This window comes from Bacillus sp. FSL K6-0923, assembly GCF_038630825.1.
GTDB lineage: Bacteria > Bacillota > Bacilli > Bacillales > Bacillaceae > Bacillus > Bacillus pumilus.
In genome coordinates this window covers 2,194,834-2,216,971 of the sequence record NZ_CP152044.1, presented here as the reverse complement: position 1 = coordinate 2,216,971, position 22,138 = coordinate 2,194,834, and the positions used below count along the sequence as shown (strand labels likewise).

19 protein-coding genes are annotated in these 22,138 nt (G+C 42.4%); 18 read left to right on the top strand and 1 reads right to left on the bottom strand.

Annotated features, from left to right (window positions below; genetic code table 11):
- The first annotated feature begins 61 nt into the window (after window positions 1–61).
- From xseA to MHI16_RS11185, 11 genes are all read left to right on the top strand, one after another.
- On the top strand, window positions 62–1,408 hold the full coding sequence (gene xseA / locus MHI16_RS11235; RefSeq protein WP_268466060.1) for an exodeoxyribonuclease VII large subunit: 1,347 nt from the start codon (window positions 62–64) through the stop codon (window positions 1,406–1,408).
- Window positions 1,405–1,665: an exodeoxyribonuclease VII small subunit gene (locus MHI16_RS11230; RefSeq protein WP_003215880.1), complete on the top strand. Its 261-nt coding sequence runs from the start codon at window positions 1,405–1,407 to the stop codon at window positions 1,663–1,665. The genes xseA and MHI16_RS11230 overlap by 4 nt, the downstream gene beginning before the upstream one ends.
- Complete coding sequence (locus tag MHI16_RS11225) at window positions 1,655–2,545, top strand: polyprenyl synthetase family protein (RefSeq protein WP_169057015.1); 891 nt, start codon at window positions 1,655–1,657, stop codon at window positions 2,543–2,545. The genes MHI16_RS11230 and MHI16_RS11225 overlap by 11 nt, the downstream gene beginning before the upstream one ends.
- 150 nt (window positions 2,546–2,695) lie before the next feature.
- On the top strand, window positions 2,696–4,597 hold the full coding sequence (gene dxs, locus MHI16_RS11220; protein ID WP_061408514.1) for a 1-deoxy-D-xylulose-5-phosphate synthase: 1,902 nt from the start codon (window positions 2,696–2,698) through the stop codon (window positions 4,595–4,597).
- Window positions 4,594–5,448, top strand: a complete 855-nt coding sequence (locus MHI16_RS11215) for a TlyA family RNA methyltransferase (RefSeq protein WP_061408512.1) — start codon at window positions 4,594–4,596, stop codon at window positions 5,446–5,448. Before dxs ends, MHI16_RS11215 begins: the two co-directional genes overlap by 4 nt.
- Window positions 5,449–5,607: 159 nt before the next feature.
- Window positions 5,608–6,057 carry a transcriptional regulator ArgR gene (gene argR / locus MHI16_RS11210; RefSeq protein WP_058014712.1) on the top strand — a complete coding sequence of 150 codons (450 nt, stop codon included), beginning with the start codon at window positions 5,608–5,610 and terminating at the stop codon, window positions 6,055–6,057.
- 33 nt (window positions 6,058–6,090) lie between these two features.
- Window positions 6,091–7,827, top strand: coding sequence for a DNA repair protein RecN (gene recN / locus MHI16_RS11205; RefSeq protein WP_061408509.1), 1,737 nt, complete (start codon window positions 6,091–6,093; stop codon window positions 7,825–7,827).
- Window positions 7,828–8,025: 198 nt separating this feature from the next.
- The gene (spoIVB, locus tag MHI16_RS11200; protein WP_058014714.1) at window positions 8,026–9,303 is read left to right on the top strand and encodes a SpoIVB peptidase; all 1,278 of its coding nucleotides are present in this window, start codon (window positions 8,026–8,028) and stop codon (window positions 9,301–9,303) included.
- 285 nt (window positions 9,304–9,588) lie between these two features.
- Window positions 9,589–10,392, top strand: coding sequence for a sporulation transcription factor Spo0A (spo0A, locus tag MHI16_RS11195; RefSeq protein ID WP_003215740.1), 804 nt, complete (start codon window positions 9,589–9,591; stop codon window positions 10,390–10,392).
- Window positions 10,393–10,848: 456 nt separating this feature from the next.
- Window positions 10,849–11,949 (top strand): Rap family tetratricopeptide repeat protein, encoded by a 1,101-nt coding sequence (locus tag MHI16_RS11190; RefSeq protein WP_268466054.1) that lies wholly within the window; start codon window positions 10,849–10,851, stop codon window positions 11,947–11,949.
- Between the two features lie 225 nt (window positions 11,950–12,174).
- Window positions 12,175–12,912 (top strand): glycerophosphodiester phosphodiesterase, encoded by a 738-nt coding sequence (locus MHI16_RS11185; RefSeq protein ID WP_268466051.1) that lies wholly within the window; start codon window positions 12,175–12,177, stop codon window positions 12,910–12,912.
- A 34-nt stretch (window positions 12,913–12,946) separates the two neighbouring features.
- Here MHI16_RS11185 and MHI16_RS11180 read toward each other — a convergent pair whose 3' ends face one another.
- A complete protein-coding gene (locus tag MHI16_RS11180; protein WP_144462757.1) occupies window positions 12,947–13,183 on the bottom strand; it encodes a DUF2627 domain-containing protein in 237 nt (78 codons plus the stop codon).
- A gap of 149 nt (window positions 13,184–13,332) precedes the next feature.
- Here MHI16_RS11180 and MHI16_RS11175 point away from each other — a divergent pair, with 149 nt between their 5' ends.
- The 7 genes from MHI16_RS11175 to MHI16_RS11145 all read left to right on the top strand — a co-directional run bounded on the left by MHI16_RS11175 (window position 13,333) and on the right by MHI16_RS11145 (window position 22,121).
- Window positions 13,333–15,405 (top strand): sigma-54-dependent Fis family transcriptional regulator, encoded by a 2,073-nt coding sequence (locus tag MHI16_RS11175; protein WP_058014718.1) that lies wholly within the window; start codon window positions 13,333–13,335, stop codon window positions 15,403–15,405.
- An 85-nt stretch (window positions 15,406–15,490) separates the two neighbouring features.
- Window positions 15,491–16,426 carry a phosphate butyryltransferase gene (gene yqiS / locus MHI16_RS11170; RefSeq protein WP_081042322.1) on the top strand — a complete coding sequence of 312 codons (936 nt, stop codon included), beginning with the start codon at window positions 15,491–15,493 and terminating at the stop codon, window positions 16,424–16,426.
- A 25-nt stretch (window positions 16,427–16,451) separates the two neighbouring features.
- Window positions 16,452–17,546 (top strand): branched-chain amino acid dehydrogenase, encoded by a 1,095-nt coding sequence (bcd, locus tag MHI16_RS11165; protein WP_003215658.1) that lies wholly within the window; start codon window positions 16,452–16,454, stop codon window positions 17,544–17,546.
- A gap of 27 nt (window positions 17,547–17,573) precedes the next feature.
- Window positions 17,574–18,701, top strand: coding sequence for a butyrate kinase (buk, locus tag MHI16_RS11160; RefSeq protein ID WP_144462761.1), 1,128 nt, complete (start codon window positions 17,574–17,576; stop codon window positions 18,699–18,701).
- Window positions 18,691–20,115, top strand: coding sequence for a dihydrolipoyl dehydrogenase (gene lpdA, locus MHI16_RS11155; RefSeq protein WP_268466047.1), 1,425 nt, complete (start codon window positions 18,691–18,693; stop codon window positions 20,113–20,115). Before buk ends, lpdA begins: the two co-directional genes overlap by 11 nt.
- A gap of 17 nt (window positions 20,116–20,132) precedes the next feature.
- Window positions 20,133–21,125 (top strand): thiamine pyrophosphate-dependent dehydrogenase E1 component subunit alpha, encoded by a 993-nt coding sequence (locus MHI16_RS11150; protein WP_050943786.1) that lies wholly within the window; start codon window positions 20,133–20,135, stop codon window positions 21,123–21,125.
- Window positions 21,126–21,137: 12 nt separating this feature from the next.
- On the top strand, window positions 21,138–22,121 hold the full coding sequence (locus tag MHI16_RS11145) for an alpha-ketoacid dehydrogenase subunit beta (RefSeq protein ID WP_003215848.1): 984 nt from the start codon (window positions 21,138–21,140) through the stop codon (window positions 22,119–22,121).
- Window positions 22,122–22,138 lie beyond the last annotated feature (17 nt).

Below are 22,138 nucleotides of genomic sequence, written 5' to 3'. Positions count from 1 at the left end.
ATTCATCCACCTGCATACTGCTGGTGGATGAATGTGCGTTTTTGAGGAGGAGGAATACGTCATGAGTGAAAAAGCCTTTGTGACGGTCACAGCCCTTACAAAATACATAAAAAGAAAATTTGATGTTGATCCGCATTTAGAAGATATTTGGATCAAAGGTGAGCTATCCAATGTCAAGATTCATTCAAGGGGACATGTGTACTTCACCTTAAAAGACGAAAACGCCCGCATGCAAGCTGTCATGTTCCAGCGCTCTGCGGCGAAGCTGCCTTTTTCACCTAAGAGTGGGATGAAGGTGTTTGTACGCGGCGGAATTCAAGTCTATGAACCAAGCGGCAACTATCAATTATATGCAAAAGAAATGCAGCCTGATGGTGTTGGTGCTCTTCATCTTGCTTATGAAGAGCTGAAGAAAAAGCTAGCAAGTGAAGGCTTATTTGATGCGCGCTATAAAAAGCCAATCCCTGAATATCCAGAGGTTGTTGGTGTCATTACGTCTCCAACAGGAGCGGCTGTTCGAGATGTCATTACGACGATCAATAGGCGCTATCAGCAGGCGAAAATCATTGTGCTTCCGGCGCTCGTCCAAGGTGAGCATGCGACCCGTTCCATCGTAGAGCGAATCAAGGAAGCGAATGAAAAACAGCTCTGTGATGTCTTGATTGTCGGAAGAGGAGGCGGTTCGATTGAAGAGCTTTGGGCTTTTAATGAAGAAGCTGTCGCAAGGGCCATCTTCGCATCAGACATTCCAATCATATCTGCAGTTGGGCACGAAACAGACTTTACGATCAGTGATTTCACTGCAGATATGAGAGCACCCACACCAACAGGAGCGGCTGAACTTGCTGTTCCAAGCACGACCGATTTAATAGAGCGAATCAAATCAATCGATATACGGCTAACAAGAGCGGTAAAGAATCGAACCTCACAAGCGAAAGACCGTCTTGTGGCGCTGCAATCCTCTTATGCCTTCCGTTTTCCAAAACGATTACAGGAGCAAAAAGAGCAGCAATTCGATTTGGTATTTGACCGTTTTCAAAAACAGCTGACGAGACAAATTGAGCAAAAACGCAGTCAGCTAGACCGCCAGACATACAGACTGAAGCCGCTTCATCCTAAAGAACAGCTGCTTCAAGCGAAAAAACGACACGCCAATGAAACAGAACAGCTCATTCGCAGTATGAATGTGCAAATGAAAACAATTCATTCGCAGTTCCAATCGGTTCTTGGTAAACTAAATGCATTAAATCCACTTCAAGTGATGGAAAGAGGCTACAGCTTAGCCTATAAAGAAGAAGAACTAGTAAAAAGTGTGAACCAAGTAGAGACGAAGGATCAGCTGACTATCACGATGAAGGATGGACGTCTAATTTGTGAGGTTATTGAGAAGGAGGGGCAATCATCATGACAGAATCCAATAAACAAAAAGAAGAACAAATGACATTTGAAGAGGCGATGAAAGGTCTTGAGGAGATTGTGGGAAAGCTCGAAGAAGGAGATGTACCACTTGAGCAGGCCATTCATTATTTTCAAGAAGGCATGACCCTTTCGAAGCTTTGTCATGAAAAATTACAGCATGTTGAAAAGCAAATGGATTTCATTTTAAAAGAGGACGGTGAGCTGGCTCCCTTCTCAGTGAAGGAGGCAGATGCTGGTGACAAGTAATTTAAATGAATTTTTAACAACACGAAAGCAGGCCATTGAAGATTATTTATTTACATATGTTCAGGAATTGACGATTCCAGAAGACCTGAAATCTTCTATGCTCTATTCACTTAAAGCGGGCGGGAAAAGGCTTCGACCTGTTCTCGTTCTTGCTCTTCTAAATGCTTACGGTAAAAACGAAGAAGACGGTATACCTGTTGGCTGTGCGGTTGAGATGATTCATACGTATTCCTTGATACATGACGACCTTCCTTGCATGGACGACGATGACCTTCGCAGAGGAAAACCGACGAATCATAAAGTGTACGGAGAAGCAACAGCGGTTCTCGCAGGTGATGCCCTTTTAACAGAGAGCTTCCGTTTGATTACATCACAGCTGTCAAGCAGCGTCTCTGCTGACAAAAAGATCAGAATTGTAGATGAGCTTGTAAAGTCAGCAGGTGCACTAGGAATGGTTGGCGGTCAGTTTGATGACATGGAAGCAGAGCAAAAACAAGTATCGCTTGCTGAACTAGAATCCATTCACGCCCGTAAAACAGGAAAGCTCCTCACGTTCAGCGTCGCAGCAGGTGGAATGCTGGCAGGAGCATCAGATGACGATATCGAGAAGCTAAGGGAATTCAGCTATCATATTGGCATTGCGTTTCAAATCCGTGATGATATTTTAGATCTCGAAGGAAGCGAAGAAAAAATCGGAAAACGGGTCGGCTCTGATACAGCAAATGAAAAGTCGACATATCCTTCTTTATTAACGCTTTCAGGAGCAAAAGAAAAACTGCATGAGCACATCACCCGTGCAAAAGAAATTGTCTCCAATCTTCAATTAGAGCAGCAATTACTGCATGATTTATGTGATCTAATTGCCTCAAGAGATCATTAAAAACAGCCTAGATTTGAGGGTCCTCGAGCAATTGTGGTAAACTGTAAACAGTTTATTATGATGAGACAACTCTTATTCCCTACTGGTTTTCAAAGGAATAAGGCATTATAGATGTATATAGAAATTTTGTTGAAAGCGAGTTGATCCTAATTGGATCTTTTATCAATAAAAAATCCAACGTTTCTAAAGGGAATGTCAAATGCAGAATTAGAGGAGCTTAGCGCTGACATTCGCATGTTTTTAATTGAGTCCTTAGCTAACTCTGGCGGGCATATCGGTCCGAACCTGGGAGTCGTTGAACTGACTGTTGCGCTTCATAAAGTATTTGACAGCCCAAAAGACAAATTCCTCTGGGATGTTGGACATCAGTCTTACGTTCATAAGCTGTTAACGGGAAGAGGGGCGGAGTTTGATACACTTCGCCAATATAAAGGGCTTTGCGGTTTTCCTAAACGAAATGAAAGCGAGCATGATGTTTGGGAGACAGGTCACAGTTCAACCTCATTATCTGGTGCGATGGGTATGGCGGCAGCGCGTGATATCAAAGGGACAGATGAATATATCCTGCCGATTATTGGAGACGGTGCACTAACTGGAGGTATGGCGCTGGAAGCTTTGAATCATATCGGTGATGAAAAGAAAGATATGATTGTGATCTTAAATGACAATGAAATGAGTATTGCACCAAACGTCGGTGCGATTCACACAATGCTTGGCAGATTACGTACAGCTGGCAAATACCAATGGGTAAAGGACGAACTTGAATATTTATTCAAGCGCATTCCAGCTGTAGGTGGTAAGCTTGCTGCGACAGCAGAGCGTATCAAAGACAGCCTCAAATATTTACTTGTATCTGGCATGTTCTTTGAGGAAATGGGATTTACCTACTTAGGTCCTGTTGACGGACATTCGTATGAAGATCTTTTTGAGAATCTTGAATATGCAAAGAAAACAAAAGGGCCTGTTCTTCTGCATGTCATCACGAAAAAAGGAAAAGGCTATCAGCCGGCAGAATCCGATAAAATTGGCACTTGGCATGGTACGGGTCCATACAAAATTGATACAGGTGATTTTGTAAAACCGGCAGCAGCAGCTCCGTCTTGGAGTGGTCTCGTCAGTGAAACAGTCAGAAAGCTGGCACGGGAAGATGAGCGGATTGTTGCGATCACGCCTGCGATGCCTGTTGGTTCAAAGCTTGAAGGCTTTGCGAAGGAATTTCCAGAGCGGATGTTTGATGTAGGCATTGCCGAGCAGCATGCAGCCACAATGGCAGCTGGTCTTGCGACGCAGGACATGAAGCCATTTTTAGCGATTTATTCAACGTTCCTGCAAAGAGCCTATGACCAAGTGCTCCACGATATTTGCCGCCAGAATCTAAACGTCTTTATTGGCATTGACCGTGCTGGACTTGTCGGTGCAGATGGAGAAACCCATCAAGGTGTGTTTGATATTGCCTTTATGCGTCATATGCCGAATATGGTGCTCATGATGCCAAAAGATGAAAATGAAGGGCAGCACATGGTCAATACAGCTATTCAGTACGATGACGGTCCTATTGCCATGCGCTTCCCGCGCGGTAATGGGTTAGGTGTCAAAATGGATGAACAGCTGAAAACCATTCCGATTGGGTCCTGGGAGGTTCTTCGTCCAGGGAAGGATGCTGTGATTTTAACATTTGGTACGACGATTAAAATGGCGCTTCAAGCAGCAGAAGAACTTCAAAAAGAAGGGAAATCGGTTCGTGTTGTCAATGCTCGTTTTATTAAGCCTCTTGATGAAGCGATGTTAAATGATATTCTTTCTGAAGGTATTCCGATTTTAACGATTGAAGAAGCTGTGCTCCAAGGCGGATTTGGCAGCAGCGTTTTAGAATATATACACGATAAGAAAGCATCTCATATCAAAGTAGAACGTATGGGCATTCCAGATGAATTTATTGAGCATGGAAGTGTTGATGCCCTGCTTGAAGAAATTGGTTTGACGAAAGCACAGGTTGCTGACACTTTACGTGACTTGCTTCCCGCAGCACCAAGAAAAGGAATTGGATCATGACATCAAAGAAAGAACGACTTGACGTTTTATTAGTCGAACAAGGACTAATAGAAACGAGAGAGAAAGCAAAGCGTGCCATTATGGCAGGGATCGTTTACTCAAATGAAAACCGCTTGGATAAACCAGGAGAGAAAATCGCTCGTGATACACCGCTCACTGTGAAAGGGAACCCTCTGAAATATGTGAGCCGCGGCGGATTAAAGCTGGAAAAAGCGCTAAAAGAATTCGACTTAACTGTTGAAGGGAAATTGCTAATTGATATTGGTTCATCAACAGGTGGATTTACAGATTGCGCTCTTCAAAATGGAGCGGTCAAATCATATGCTGTTGATGTTGGCTACAATCAGCTTGCATGGAAATTAAGGCAGGATGACAGGGTAATCGTCATGGAGCGCACCAATTTCCGTCATTCCGTCCCGGCAGATTTTACCGAAGGATTGCCAGAAGTAGCGTCAATTGATGTCTCTTTTATTTCACTTAAACTCATTCTTCCGGCTTTAAAGCACATTCTTGTTCCGGGCGGAGACTGTATTGCACTCGTCAAGCCCCAATTTGAAGCAGGAAGAGAGCTTGTTGGGAAAAAAGGCATCGTGCGAGATCCGTCTGTCCACCTTGGTGTGCTGGAAGAGATGAATCAATTTGCTGCAAAAGAAGGCTATGATGTGAAGGATGTCTCATTTTCGCCTATTACAGGCGGAGACGGGAATATTGAGTTCCTTCTCCATTTAGTGCTTCACCCTGATCAAGAAGAGAATGCGGCACTTCCAGTTTCAGAACTTGAAAAGATCGTCAAGGAAGCCCATTCTGTATTGAAAGAAAAGAAAAACAGTCCTGAGCCGGCTGATACATGAGGTTGAAACAAAAGGAATAATAGCTCGCTATTATTCCTTTTTACATGGTCAAAAGATGAGAATTGGCCGTTTCTCACGTAACGCTTGTTTTTTGAACTGTGGTTCATATAACATAGAACGTAAAGAAAAACTGAGATCAAACGCCTAGGGGGGTCAATAATGAATAAAGGTCAAAGGCATATTAAGATTAGAGAAATCATCGCGAGCCAAGAGATTGAAACACAAGATGAACTAGTCGATATTTTAAAAGCCGATGGATATAACATTACACAAGCGACCGTTTCAAGAGATATTAAAGAATTGCATTTAGTGAAAGTGCCGACGAACAATGGAACATATAAATACAGCCTTCCTGCGGATCAGCGGTTTAATCCGCTGTCTAAACTAAAGCGATCCTTAATGGATGCATTTATTAAAATGGATGCTGCCAGTCATTTAATCGTCCTCAAAACCATGCCAGGTAATGCTCAGGCGATTGGGGCTTTAATGGATAATTTAGATTGGGAAGAAATCATGGGAACCATTTGCGGAGATGATACCATTTTGATCATTTGCCGCACACCAGATGATACGGAAATAGTTTCAAGCAAAATTTTAGAGCTCCTATAAAGAATCAGGTTTACAAAAAGAGGTGGCAAATGAGTGTTAGCAGAACTAACCATTAAAAACTTTGCAATCATTGAAGAGTTAACGGTTTCATTTGAAAAAGGACTCACAGTCCTAACAGGGGAAACAGGTGCAGGGAAATCCATCATGATTGACGCTGTCTCACTTCTTGTGGGAGGTAGAGGGTCGTCTGAATTTGTTCGTTATGGTGAGAAAAAGGCTGAGCTGGAGGGGCTTTTTCTTGTACCAGCAGCTGACCACCCTGTATTTGCTTTATGCGAAGAGCAGGGAATTGACGCAACTGATGAAATGATGATCCTTCGCCGTGATATTAACAATAACGGGAAAAGCATTTGCCGCATCAATGGCAAGCTCGTCACAATCTCACTTTTACGCGAAGTAGGACGCCTTTTGCTCGATATACATGGACAGCACGATAACCAGTTATTGATGGAGGATGAAAATCATCTGCATTTACTCGATCAATTTGGAGCAGAAGAAATTGCACCTGCTTTGTCACAGTATCAAGAAGCATATGAGCAATATACAAAGACAGCCCAAAAGCTAAAACAGCTCTCTGAGAATGAGCAAGAAATGGTGCACCGATTAGATTTATTGCAATTTCAGCTAGAAGAGATTGAAGCGGCACAATTAGAGCCGGGAGAAGATGAGAAGCTTCAAGAAGAGCGCCATCAGATCAGCAACTACGAAAAGATCTTTTCCTCACTCCAAAACGCCTATAATGCCTTGCGCAATGAGCAGGGGGGACTTGATTGGGTTGGCATGTCATCGAGCGAGCTCGAGCAGGTTTCTGAGATTAACGACGATCTAAAAAAGCTTTCCGAACAAGTGTCGAACTCTTACTATTTATTAGAGGATTCGACGTTTCAAATGCGAAGCATGCTGGATCAATTAGAGTTTGACCCAGCACGCCTTGATTTTATTGAGTCTAGGCTGAATGAAATGAAGCAGTTAAAGCGAAAGTACGGGACGACGGTTGAGGAAATTTTGGAGTATGCGGCGAAGATTGAAGAAGAAATCGATCAAATTCAAAATCGGGACAGTCATCTGCAGACACTTAAAAACAAACTGGATGCAATGAGCCGTGACGCCCTGCTTGAAGCACTTAACGTTTCGGAGCTTCGTAAAAAATGGGCCAAAAAGCTAGCGAAGCAAATTCAAACAGAACTAAAGGATTTGTATATGGAGAAGTCAACATTTGATACATCCTTTTCCATTCGGTATGCGCCTTTTAGCAGCACGGATAATCCGCTGCTAGATGGAAAGCCCGTCCAGCTTGGGAAAAACGGAATTGACCAAGCTCAATTTGTGATTTCTACTAATCCTGGCGAACCGATGAAATCTTTATCAAAAGTTGCTTCTGGTGGAGAAATTTCACGTGTTATGCTCGCCGTGAAAAGTATCTTCTCAGCCAAACAAGAGGTCACTTCCATTATTTTCGATGAGGTGGATACAGGCGTAAGCGGCAGAGTTGCACAGGCAATTGCCGAAAAAATTTATAAAGTGGCGGCTGGCTCACAAGTGCTCTGCATTACGCATCTCCCGCAAGTAGCAGCAATGGCTGACACGCATCTCTTCATTTCGAAACGCTCTAAAGCTGGTAGAACACTGACAAACGTCAAACCATTAAGTCATGAAGAAAAAGTGAGTGAAATTGGCAGGATGATTGCGGGTGTCGAAGTCACTGAGCTGACAAAACAGCATGCAAAAGAATTGCTGCATCAAGCAAATGATGTCAAAACAACAGGGTAGCTGAAAAACCAGCTGCCTTTTTTATATTGTGTCAAAATCGCTGTATATACCCGCGAATTCGTCTTTTTCTTTTATCAATTTATCCAATCATTTTCTATAGCTGCTGGTTATAAATCAAAGCGAAGAAGGCAAAAGTAAAGATGTAGCCAAAACATGAGTGTTCTGGTGTGGGTAAGGAGCGAGGAGAGTGAAAAATGAATGCCCGAAAAGATGAGAAAAGCCATTGGTGTGATTCTCCTTGTTTCTTTAATAAGTACAGGGTTTATGAGCATAGTGAAGGAATACATCAGCATTCCAACAAATGTTGCTGTATTTGAAAAACAGAAGCACGCAATTGACACATCAATAGAAGCGTCAGCCAATGCTTCTTCACAAGCCTTTAGTCTTTCAGAGAAAAAGAATCAGCTTGAAGTAACAGGACAAAAGGCAGGAAAAGCCGAAATTGTTTATGATTTTAAAGGATTTCCTATTAAAAAAACAAAAGTCGACGTTCTCCCTGAATTAAAAGTCGTTCCTGGAGGACAATCCATTGGCGTCAAGCTCCACTCTGTAGGAGTTCTCGTTGTAGGTTTTCATCAAATCACAACAGCAGACGGCAAAAAATCACCAGGCGAAGCCGCAGGCATTCAATCAGGGGATATGATCATTGAAATCAATGGTCAAAAGATGGAGAAAATGAATGACCTCACCCCATTTATCCAGAAAGCAGGGAAAACAGGTGAAACGCTTCGTTTACTCATAAAAAGAGACCATAAAACCTTTCAAACAACATTAACACCCGCAAAAGATGCAAGTGAAGGCACCTATCGAATTGGTCTTTACATTCGAGATTCCGCCGCAGGAATCGGCACGATGACCTTCTTTGAACCATCTTCTAAAAAATATGGTGCCCTTGGGCATGTCATTTCTGACATGGATACAAAAAAACCAATTGTTGTCGACAATGGTGAAATTGTTAGATCAACCGTAACATCGATTGAAAAAGGCACAGGAGGCAATCCTGGAGAAAAATTGGCGAGATTCTCTTCCGAACGAAAAACAATAGGAGATATCTCCCGCAACAGTCCATTTGGTATCTTTGGTACGTTAACCGAAAAGCTTGAAAATCATGTATCAGACAAACCGCTTCCAGTTGCTTTATCAAATGAAGTGAAAGAAGGTCCAGCAGAAATTTTAACCGTTGTGGATCATGATAAAGTGGAGAAGTTTGATATTAAAATCGTCAGCACGACTCCGCAGAAATTCCCGGCAACAAAAGGGATGGTATTAAAGGTAACAGATGAGCGTCTTTTAAGTAAAACGGGCGGTATCGTCCAAGGTATGAGCGGAAGCCCCATCATCCAAAACGGAAAAGTCATTGGGGCGGTCACGCACGTTTTCGTCAATGACCCGACAAGCGGCTACGGCGTACACATTGAATGGATGCTGTCAGAAGCAGGCATCGACCTTTATCAAAAAAACAAAAAAGCAAGCTGATCATCAAACTGCCGCGAATCTTCCGGCAGTTTTTTTCTCCCCTTTCTTTCTCTGCCATCATGTTATAAAATAAGGAAAAAGAGATTTTTCGACAAATTGGAAAGTGGTATGTTGTCAAATTGCAATAATCGTCGATTCGTTAAGAAAAACGTAGAAAAAGCTAGATAATGCTCTATTATTCGGAAAATTAAAGTTTTTTAAAGGGGATAGCATGGTTTTGTCGAATTGAACACTCAGAAGAGAAATACAAAAGACTAAAGGAATCGACATTGGGGAGGAAAGAACGTGGAGAAAATTAAAGTGTGTGTAGCTGATGACAATCGAGAGCTTGTTGGCCTTTTGACAGAGTATATTGAGGGACAGGAAGATATGGAAGTACTTGGCGTGGCGTATAATGGTCAGGAATGTCTGACATTATTTAAAGATAAAGAGCCCGACGTTCTCCTCTTAGATATTATCATGCCTCATTTAGATGGCCTTGCTGTACTGGAACGCCTCCGTGAAAACAATGACATGACCAAACAGCCAAGTGTGATTATGCTAACGGCGTTTGGACAAGAAGATGTCACGAAAAAAGCAGTTGATTTGGGGGCATCCTATTTCATCTTAAAGCCATTTGATATGGAAAACCTAGTCGGTCATATTCGTCAAGTCAGTGGAAACGGCACACAAGTCACCCATCGATCTTCATCTATCCAAAACAGTGTCCTTCGAAACAAACCTGAACCGAAACGCAGAAACTTAGATGCGAGCATTACGACGATTATTCATGAGATTGGTGTACCTGCTCATATTAAAGGTTACTTATACTTAAGAGAAGCCATTTCGATGGTGTACAATGACATCGAGCTTCTCGGAAGCATCACAAAAGTGTTGTATCCAGACATCGCGAAGAAATTTAACACGACCGCGAGCAGGGTCGAACGAGCAATTCGTCATGCGATTGAAGTGGCTTGGAGTAGAGGAAACATCGACTCCATTTCCTCACTCTTTGGTTATACAGTCAGCATGTCTAAAGCAAAACCAACCAATTCTGAATTTATCGCAATGGTGGCTGACCGTCTCCGCTTGGAGCATCGAGCTAGCTAGTTCATTTTTATAGAAAAACGTTTCTTCAAAGAGGCGTTTTTTTATTTTGAAAAATATTGTAAAAAATTGGTTGTATTGATACAATCATCTTATTGTTTCATTTGGACAACTCAGCTTGATTTATTTTCAGAATAAAATGAAAAATAAAGCATGAAAGAAATGGGTATGACATAAATTAGTGGTAATCAGCTACGCCAATCAATTGTTTGGTCTTCAAAATAGTAGAAGGAAACGCTCATTCGTAAGAAAAAGGATGAGAGGAAAAGGTCTGATGAATTTGGTAAATAAAGCAAATGAGATCGAAAGTTCTATTGCTATTGACCTGATTGGTTGGCGTTTTAAAGTCACTGGCTTCTTAGAGATTGTGCCATTTGAACTGAATATTCCCATTGTCGAATTTAATAATTTTCACATTCTTTTACTATGCTATAATAATGAAAAGAAGAGGGTGAGGTTATGGGAAAGCTGAAAATCCACTCTGCTGAGGTAGCGAACGAAATTAGCAAGTGGACGAGGGTCATTTCTCAAAATGACCTAGAAAAATCTGCGATCTATAAAGAGAAAATTCAGAATTTGCTAAAAAATACAGATGAAGACCGCGAAGTTCTCCTGTATTATCAGCTTGTTAATGGCAGACATGAAATGTTACTTGGAAATATTGAAAAAGCCAATCACATTATGAAGAGTGTCGGAACGCTTGATGAGAAAGCAGATGACATTATTAATTTTTATTTTTACTTTTACAAAGGTCAATATGCTGCATATGTGAAAAAATATGATGAAGCCATCAGCTTTTACAAAATTGCAGAACAGCGTCTAAAACGTGTGAATGAGGACCTTGAAGTAGGGACTTTTCATCATAAGGTTGCTTCAATTTATTACGAACTGAAACAAAATTTTATATCCATTAATCATATCAAAAAAGCCATCGATACGTTCAAAGCGCATGAAGAATATACAGCGCAGGCGATTGACAGCTTGATTTTACATGCAAGTAATTGTATCGATTTGATCCAATTTGACGAAGCGGAGGAAAAATACCAAGAAGCACTTGAGAAAAGTAAACGTATTAACAATGAAGTGCTGATTGGGAAATGCTATCACAATTTAGCCGTTCTTTATTATGCGAAACATGATTACGAAAACAGCGCACAATATGCCAAAAAAGGGATGGGCATTCAAATGCACCGTGACAATAGCCATTATTACATCCAATCTTTATATGTTCTGGCAAATGCCTCGGTTCATCTAGGAGATCAAGAGGCGAAGGTATATATTAAAGAGGGTATTCAGTATAGTTGCGATATCCAAAATAATGAATATATAGTAAAATTTGAAATTTTGGATTTGATGTGCGAAAATAGTGGAGCAGCAGACTTATTCTCTGAAAAATTAGACTACATAGAAAAAAATAGATTATATGTGGAGCTTGAGGATTTGTCTGAACAAATATCGAAATACTTCAAGGAACGAAATGACTATCAAAATGCCATTCGTTTTCTTGAAAAGAAATTCGATGCACAAATACTTCAAAAGAAAGTGGAGGTTATCTTATGAAAAAGTTGTTGTTAGGTTTAACCGTTGTTACAGCAGTCGCAGTTGTTTCTTCCCTTTTTGCTCTTGACGCAGAGACGACAGAGCAAGCCATCAGAGCGATTACGTGATCGAATTTATACAGAATCTCTTCGTACGAATCAGAAGAGGTTTTTTTATGTGCTCAAACTGGAAAAACGAAAAGAGAGACGTCATAATGAAAGGAAGCATCATACTTAGAGGTGACATATGACGAAAATTTTTGCACACAGAGGTTTTAAAGGCATCTATCCTGAAAATACCATGATAGCCTTTGAGCATGCACTTCATTCTGGGGCTGACGGAATTGAGCTGGATGTTCAGTTGACGAAAGATGGCAGGCTTGCTGTCATTCACGATGAGAAGCTGAATAGAACAACGAATATGAAGGGTTTAGTGAAAGACTATACATATGAAGAGTTAAAAGCAGGAGATGCGAGTCATTCTTTTTATGAAGAAACCGGTGCTGTATCCATTCCCCTTTTAGAGGAAGTATTGGAGCTAGTGACGCAGCAATCATCACTCATCATCAATATTGAACTGAAAAACTCCATTTATCGATATCCTGGTATTGAAGAGAAAGTAAAAGAGCAAATTGAACACTTTCAAATAGAAGATCGTGTACTAGTCTCATCGTTTCATCACGGCAGTTTAGCTCTTTTTCACAAGCTGATGCCGCATGTTGAGCTTGCTGTTCTCACAATGGATGTCATTCATCGGCCAGAGATGTACATAAAAACAGTACCTGCAAGAGGTTATCACCCCAATATAAAGGGTGCAGGGGTAACAAAAGAAGTCGTATCAGCTCTCCATGCTGCCCAGCAAGTGATCAGGCCATTTACAGTAAACAGTGAAAAGCAAATGAAAAACATGTTTTCCTTAGGTGTCGATGGAATTTTCACAGATTTTCCTGATAGAGCCGTCGAAATAAGAGAAGAAATGAAATAAAGACCTGCGATCAACAGCGGGTCTTTTTTCATGTTTATCTCTGTTTAAAGCGGGTGGTCACTTTATTTCGTTTGCGGTCTCTATATAAAATAAAGCCAGCGACTACGTAAAGACCTCCCCCTAAAAAAACCAACCCTGCAATTCCTTGCAGCCATAAAAATGGAAATGGTGAGATGATGATACCGAAAACAGTGTCACGCAGCAGCTTAATTCCAAGTGCAGCAAGCGCGCCAGGTATTAAAATAATCACTAATGCAAGTATTCTCCCCATCAAATGTCCCCTTAAACGTCATTTACTTCCATTGTCTAATTCAAAAAATATTTTGTCAAGAAAGGAAAACGTGGTAATATAAGAGTTGTGCAATTTTTTGCAACGGAAAAATATGGTGTGCAAAATTTTTCATATAAAGGGGTAACGGGATGCAGAGAGTCTTGATTGTCGGTGCAGGACAGGGTGGATCAGCATTGCTTGAAACATTGCTGAAAACAAATATGATTCAAATCGTTGCAATCGCCGACCTTGATCTTGGGGCACCGGGGATGGTAGAAGCGAAAAAAAGTGGAATTGATACGACAACGGATTGGAAAGAATACATAAAAGATGACATTGATATCATCATTGAAACAACGGGCAGTTCAGCTGTCCTTAAAGAACTGATGGAAGAAAAAGCAGAGCAGTCTGTCATTGTTCCAAGTTCGATGGCATACGTCATTTCAGAATTAATGTCAGAAAAGCATCAGCTCATTCAAATATTAAAAGAACAAACCTATAAACATGACCGCATTTTTAATGCAACGAACGATGGCATGATTTTTATTAATATGGATGAAGAAGTTGTTCTGTTTAATCGATCGGCTGCCAAAATGGTTGGACGTTCGCAAAAAGATGCGATTGGGCGGCACATACGTGAAGTGATCCCAAATACAAAACTCCCCGATATTTTAAGGTCGAGGGAGCCAGAATTTCATCAAAAACAATTTCTGAATCAGCAAATACAAATTGTCACAACGCGTTTGCCGATTATTGATGACGCAGGAAGAATGCTAGGCGCTCTATCCATTTTTAAAGATATTACAGATGCAGTGGAACTTGCAGAAGAAGTCACAAATCTCAAAGAAGTGCGCACGATGCTTGAGGCAATCATTCAATCATCAGATGAAGCGATATCCGTCGTAGATGAGCAGGGGAAAGGAATTTTAATTAACCGAGCTTATACGAAAATGACGGGATTAACAGACAAAGAGGTTGTGGGCAAACCTGCGGGTGCGGATATTTCTGAAGGGGAAAGCATGCATTTAAAGGTGCTTGAAACAAGAAGGCCAGTTCGAGGCGTCAGAATGAAAGTCGGACCTAATAAGAAGGATGTAATTGTCAACGTAGCACCAGTGATCGTTGATGGCATTTTAAAAGGCAGTGTCGGCGTCATTCATGACGTATCAGAAATTCAATCACTCACGAATGAATTAAATAAAGCAAGACAGCTCATCCGAACACTTGAGGCAAAGTACACTTTTGAAGACATTATTGGAGAAAGTGAGCAAATGCTTGTGGCGCTTGAGCAGGCAAAGCTAGGTGCTAAAACACCAGCCACCATTTTACTCAGGGGAGAGTCAGGTACTGGAAAAGAGCTATTTGCGCACGCTATACACAATGAAAGTGACCGGAAATATAATCGCTTTGTGAGAGTCAACTGTGCTGCCTTATCAGAAACACTTTTAGAGTCAGAGCTTTTTGGCTACGAGGAAGGTGCATTTTCTGGTGCGAGGCGCGGCGGGAAGAAAGGGCTGTTTGAAGAAGCGAATCACGGCAGTATCTTTTTAGATGAAATTGGTGAAATGACGCCAAGTACACAAGCAAAATTATTACGCGTCATGCAGGAGAAAGAAATTGTGAGAGTAGGCGGAACAAAAGCGATACCAGTTGATGTGCGTGTGATTACCGCAACAAATGTCAACATTGAAAAAGCGATGGCGGAAGGAAAGTTCAGAGAGGACTTATATTATCGGATGAACAGATATCCGATCTCCATTCCCCCTCTAAGGCAGCGCCTTGAAGATATTGACTCATTAAGCAAACGTCTTATTCAGAAAATCAATTTAGACTATGGTCGAAATGTGAGCGGCTTAACAGAAGGTGCGCTCGATAGACTTCGGTCTTACAGCTGGCCTGGAAACGTGAGAGAACTGGAAAATGTCCTTGGACGAGCCATGATTTTTTTGAATCCGCAAGAAGAGTGGATCGATGAAGATCATATTTCCTTCATGGAGTCAGAAGAGCAGGAAGAAAAAGAGCAGCAGGAACTAGCTGTCAGTCAATTTGAGGGAGAGACTCTTTCAGATGCTGTTGAAGCGTTTGAAGCGCAGTTGATTAAACAAACCCTTGAAAAGCATCAATTCAACCGTACGAAAACAGCGAAAACGTTAGGGATTAGCATTCGTAACCTTTACTATAAAATGGATAAATATCAACTTGCAAAAGATAGCATGCAATAAAATGCACGTTACCTGCAAAAAATTGCACGTATCTCATGCAAAATGCCTCATTTCACTGCATTTCAAGCTGGCATAGAACTTGCATATGAAAAACCATGAACCCGAGCATAAGGAAAGGTGGGCATATATGAAGCTTGACGATCTGATTATGAAAGCCGCCCAGTTGCAGAATAAAACTGCTGCTGTGGCTCATGCAGAAGACGAAGAAGTGCTTCATGCCATTAAAATGGCAATTGAACGCAAGGTCGCTCGCTTCCTGCTCGTTGGGAACAAGCGCAACCTGAAGGAGCTGGTGAAACAGCATGAGATCAATGAAGACTGGATAGATATTATTCATTCAGATTCTCCTGAAGAATCAGCCAAGATTGCCGTGCAGGCAGTGAGCGAGAAGCATGCAGATATATTGATGAAGGGGCATGTCACGACAGCCGTTCTTTTAAAAGCGGTGCTGAATAAAGAGTACGGGCTGCGGACGGCGAGTGTTCTATCACATGTCGCGGCATTCGAAGTGCCGGGCTTTGATCGTTTTATTTATGTCACAGATTCTGCGATGAACATAGCGCCGGATTTAAACATGTTCAAAGAGATCACGATCAATGCTGTTCAAGTAGCACAAGCTGTCGGAAACGACATGCCAAAGGTGGCTGTGTTATCTGCGGTAGAGGTCGTGAACCCGGCAATGGATTCCACTTTGACAGCGGCAAGCCTGGCGCAAATGAATAGGCGAGGGCAAATTTCTGGCTGCCTCATTGACGGGCCACTTGCTTTAGACAATGCCATTTCTCAAACAGCAGCTTCTCATAAAAATATTACGAGTGATGTCGCCGGTCATGCAGATATTTTGCTTGTGCCAACGATTGAAGCAGGGAACATTCTTTATAAATCTCTCATCTACTTTGCGCATGCAAAGGTGGGAGCTGTGGTGGCAGGAGCGAAGGCGCCGATTGCTTTAACAAGCCGGTCGGATACAGCTGAAAGTAAGCTTTATTCAATTGCACTTGCCATCTGTACATCAAATTAAGCGAAAGTCATAGGAGGAATAAACAATGGAACTTTTTAAATATATGGAACGATACGATTATGAACAGCTTGTATTTTGTCAGGATGAACAATCTGGCTTAAAAGCGATTATTGCCATTCATGATACAACACTTGGGCCAGCACTAGGCGGGACAAGAATGTGGACGTATGAAAACGAAGAAGCAGCGATTGAAGATGCGCTTCGTCTAGCAAGAGGGATGACTTATAAAAACGCAGCAGCAGGTCTGAATCTTGGCGGCGGTAAAACAGTCATCATCGGTGATCCGAGAAAAGATAAAAATGAAGAAATGTTCCGTGCATTTGGACGCTACATCCAAGGATTAAATGGCCGCTATATCACAGCGGAGGATGTCGGTACAACGGTAGAAGACATGGATCTGATTCATGAAGAAACAGACTTTGTGACAGGTATTTCTCCTGCATTTGGTTCATCCGGAAACCCGTCTCCTGTTACAGCTTACGGTGTATACAAAGGGATGAAAGCTGCTGCCAAAGCGGCATTTGGAACCGATTCATTAGAAGGAAAAACGATTGCAGTCCAAGGTGTTGGGAATGTGGCCTACAATTTGTGTAAACATCTGCACGAGGAAGGCGCACAGCTGATTGTCACAGATATCAACAAAGACTCTGTAAAACGAGCTGTAGAAGACTTTGGCGCAAAAGCAGTAGACCCTGACGATATTTATGATCAAGCATGTGATATTTATGCACCATGTGCACTTGGTGCAACGATCAATGATGTAACGATTCCTAAGCTGAAAGCAAAGGTCATCGCAGGTGCAGCGAATAACCAGCTGAGAGAAACGCATCACGGCGACCTGATTCATGAAATGGGCATTGTGTATGCACCTGATTATGTGATCAATGCAGGCGGTGTGATTAACGTAGCTGATGAGCTTTATGGCTATAATGCAGATCGTGCGATGAAAAAGGTAGAAGGTATTTACCAAAACATTGAACGCGTGATTGAAATTTCAAACCGTGATGCCATTCCAACTTATAAAGCGGCAGACCGATTGGCGGAGGAGCGAATTGAAAGAATGCGTAAATCAAGAAGTCAATTCCTGCAAAATGGTCAACATATTTTAAGTCGTCGCTAATTTGAAGAATGAGTTGAAACGGAGGTTTTGTTTTTGCTGACAAAAGAATGGCGTATTCTCACAATTAATCCTGGCTCTACTTCAACAAAAATCGGTGTGTTTCACAATGAACGATCTATTTTTGAAACGACACTGAGACATACAGATGAGGAATTAAAGACATTCCCTCATATCATTGATCAGTTTTCATTTCGTAAAGAAACAATCCTGAAGACGCTGCATGAACAAGGGATGAACATCTCAAAGTTTGATGCAGTTTGTGCGCGCGGCGGTCTACTTCGTCCGATTGAAGGTGGCACATATGAAGTCAATGAGCAAATGGTGCAAGACCTGAAAGAAGGATATGCCGGCCAGCATGCATCAAATTTGGGGGGTATCATTGCACGAGAAATTGCACTAGGTTTGAACATCCCAGCTTTTATTGTCGATCCAGTTGTGGTGGATGAGCTAAAACCAATTGCTCGTATTTCAGGGCTGCCAACGATTGAAAGAAAAAGCATCTTCCATGCATTAAACCAAAAAGCAGTCGCAAGAAAAACAGCTGCATCCTTTGGGAAGCGCTACGAAGATTTGAATATGATTATTACCCATATGGGCGGCGGCATCACCATTGGTGTCCATGAAAAAGGAAAAGTCATTGATGTCAATAACGGACTCCATGGTGAAGGACCTTTCAGCCCGGAGCGCGCGGGGACACTGCCAACAGGTGACCTCGTCAATCTTTGCTTTTCTGGTGAGTACAGCCAAGAGGAAATGCTGAAACGCATTATTGGTGAAGGTGGTCTTGCGGGCTACCTTGGTACGACAGATGCTGTGAAAGTTGAGCGCATGATTGAAGCAGGCGATGAACGGGCGGCGCTGATTTATGAAGCGATGTGCTATCAAATTGCCAAGGAAATCGGTGCGGCTAGTGCTGTCCTAAAAGGTGCAGTTGACGTTATTGTGTTAACAGGCGGACTTGCGTACAGCAAACAAATTACATCAAGTATTAGAGGTCACATTGACTGGATTTCAGATGTTGTCGTCTATCCAGGCGAAAATGAACTGCAATCCTTAGCAGAAGGTGCACTTCGTATTTTAAAAGAAGAAGAATCTCCGAAAGAATACCCAAATGATCAAGAGATGAAGAAAGGAGTGACAAGTCATGGCAACTGAATATGACCTCGTCATTCTTGGTGGAGGCACAGGCGGCTATGTAGCGGCCATTCGTGCCTCACAGCTTGGATTGAAAACAGCAGTTGTAGAAAAAGAAAAGCTTGGCGGAACATGTCTCCATAAAGGATGCATTCCGTCTAAAGCGCTGCTTAGAAGTGCTGAAGTCTATCAAACCGTCAAACGTGCTGCTGATTTTGGCGTTGAAGCAAACGGCATCGCCTTGCAGTTTGCAAGTGTGCAGAAAAGAAAAGCAGAGATTGTAGAGAAACTAGCAGGCGGCGTCAAACATTTAATGAAACAAGGGAAAATTGATGTCTATGAAGGGATCGGCCGTATCCTTGGTCCATCTATCTTTTCGCCAATGCCAGGAACCATCTCCGTAGAAATGGCAAATGGAGATGAAAATGAAATGCTTATTCCAAAGCAGGTCATCATTGCGACAGGTTCAAGACCGCGTGTGCTGCCTGGACTTGAAGCAGATGGGACGCACATTCTTACATCAGATGATGCACTAGAACTGCCAGAGCTTCCGCAGTCGATGCTCATTGTTGGAGGCGGGGTAATCGGAATCGAGTGGGCTTCTATGCTCAATGATTTTGGTGTGAAGGTGACGGTGATTGAATTTGCAGACCGCATATTGCCAACAGAGGATCATGACATTTCTAAAGAAATGGAAAAGCTTTTATCAAAAAAAGGCATCACCTTTGTGACAAATGCGAAAGTACTGCCAGATACCGTCAAAAAGCAAGAGAATCTCGTGATGATTCAAGCAGAAAAGGATGGAAACATTCAGACGTTTGAAGCGGAAAAACTTCTTCTATCAGTCGGTAGAGTACCAAATATTGAAGGCATTGGTCTTGAAAACACGGACATCCAAACAGAAAAACAAGGCATTGTCGTGAATGAACATTATCAAACGAAAGAATCACATATTTATGCAATAGGAGATGTCATTGGCGGGCTTCAGCTGGCACATGTGGCATCACACGAAGGCATGATTGCTGTGGAGCATATGGCTGGGCAAGATCCAAAGCCGCTCGATGAAACGCTCGTTTCTAAATGTGTTTACTCTCACCCGGAAACTGCTAGTGTTGGACTCACTGAACAAGCGGCAAAAGAGCAAGGCTTCGAAGTCAAAATGGGGAAATTTCCATTCATGGCGATCGGAAAAGCACTTGTATACGGGGAGTCTGATGGATTCGTCAAAATCATTGCTGATCAAAAGACAGATGATATTTTAGGGATTCATATGATTGGTCCTCATGTCACAGATATGATATCTGAAGCTGGATTAGCAAAAGTACTTGATGCAACGCCGTGGGAAGTCGGGCAGACAATTCATCCGCACCCAACCTTATCAGAGGCGATTGGCGAGGCTGCCCTTGCTGTTGACGGGAAAGCGATCCATTTTTAATCAAGGAGGGAAATAAGATGAGTAACATGCGTCATCATGAATTAGGATTATCTGATGAACAAGCAATTGATATATATAGAACAATGCTACTAGCAAGAAAAATTGATGAACGGATGTGGCTTTTAAACCGTTCTGGTAAAATTCCATTCGTCATTTCTTGTCAAGGGCAGGAAGCGCAGCAAGTCGGTGCTGCTTTCGCTCTTAATAGAGAAGAGGATTACGTCTTACCTTACTACCGTGATATGGGGGTTGTCCTCGCATTTGGAATGACAGCAAAAGATTTAATGATGTCAGGTTTCGCAAAACAAGACGATCCAAACTCAGGCGGAAGACAGATGCCAGGGCATTTTGGACAGAAATCAAATCGAATTGTGACGGGATCTTCACCTGTTACAACGCAGGTTCCTCATGCAGTGGGGATCGCACTTGCTGGACGACTAGATCAAAAAAACTTTGTCAGCTTTGTTACGTTTGGAGAGGGCTCTTCAAACCAAGGTGATTTCCACGAAGGTGCTAACTTCGCTGCTGTGCATAAGCTACCTGTTATTTTCATGTGTGAAAACAATAAGTACGCGATTTCCGTACCTTATGACAAACAAGTAGCATGTGAACGCATTTCAGACCGTGCGATTGGGTACGGAATGCCTGGCGTAACCGTTGATGGCAATGATCCGCTTGAAGTATATGCCGCTGTCAAAGAAGCGAGAGACCGTGCGGCAAGAGGCGAAGGACCAACGTTGATTGAAACGATCTCTTACCGTTTAACTGCGCATTCAAGTGATGACGATGATTCAAGCTATCGAGAAAAAGAAGAAGTGCTTGAAGCGAGAAAGAAAGATCCGCTCATCCAATATGAAACGTATTTAACCGAAGGAAACGTCATGACTTCAGAAATGAAAGAAGAGATGACAAAAGAAATCATGCAAATCGTAAACGAAGCTACTGATGAAGCGGAAAACGCTGCTTATGCTGATGCTGAAAGCGCACTTCGTTACGTGTATGCGGAGTAAGGGGGAAGAAAAATGCCTGTTATGTCATATATAGACGCCATTACACTGGCGATGAAAGAAGAAATGGAGCGAGATCCGAAAGTGTTTGTGCTCGGAGAGGATGTCGGGAAAAAGGGCGGCGTATTTAAGGCGACAGCGGGTCTCTATGAGCAATTCGGAGAAGCGCGCGTCATGGATACACCTCTTGCAGAATCAGCTATTGCTGGTGTAGGGATTGGAGCCGCGATGTATGGAATGCGCCCAATTGCTGAGATGCAATTTGCGGATTTTATCATGCCTGCCATTAACCAAATCATTTCAGAGGCTGCGAAAATTAGATACCGCTCAAATAACGATTGGAGCTGTCCGATGGTCATCCGTGCACCTTATGGGGGCGGAGTTCACGGGGCGCTTTATCATTCACAATCAGTTGAAGCGATTTTTGCCAACCAGCCTGGTTTGAAGATTGTCATGCCTTCTACACCTTATGATGTAAAAGGTCTTTTAAAAGCTGCGGTGCGAGATCCAGATCCTGTATTGTTCTTTGAACACAAACGTGCCTACCGTCTCATTAAAGGAGAAGTGCCTGAAGAGGATTACACACTCCCTATTGGAAAAGCAGATGTGAAACGTGAAGGCGATGATATCACGGTCATTACATATGGCCTCTGCGTCCATTTTGCGCTGCAAGCAGCAGACCGCCTTGCAAAAGATGGCATTTCTGCGCATATTCTCGATTTGAGAACAGTGTACCCGCTTGATCAGGAAGCCATTATTGAAGCGGCATCAAAAACAGGCAAAGTGCTTCTTCTAACGGAAGATACAAAAGAGGGCAGCATCATGAGTGAGGTAGCGGCGATCATATCAGAGCATTGCTTATTTGATTTAGACGCACCAATCAAACGTCTAGCTGGACCAGAAATCCCGGCAATGCCTTATGCACCGACGATGGAAAAATTCTTTATGGTCAACCCTGATAAGGTAGAAGCTGAAATGAGAGAGCTAGCGGCGTTTTAAGAAAGAGGAGGGTTTCA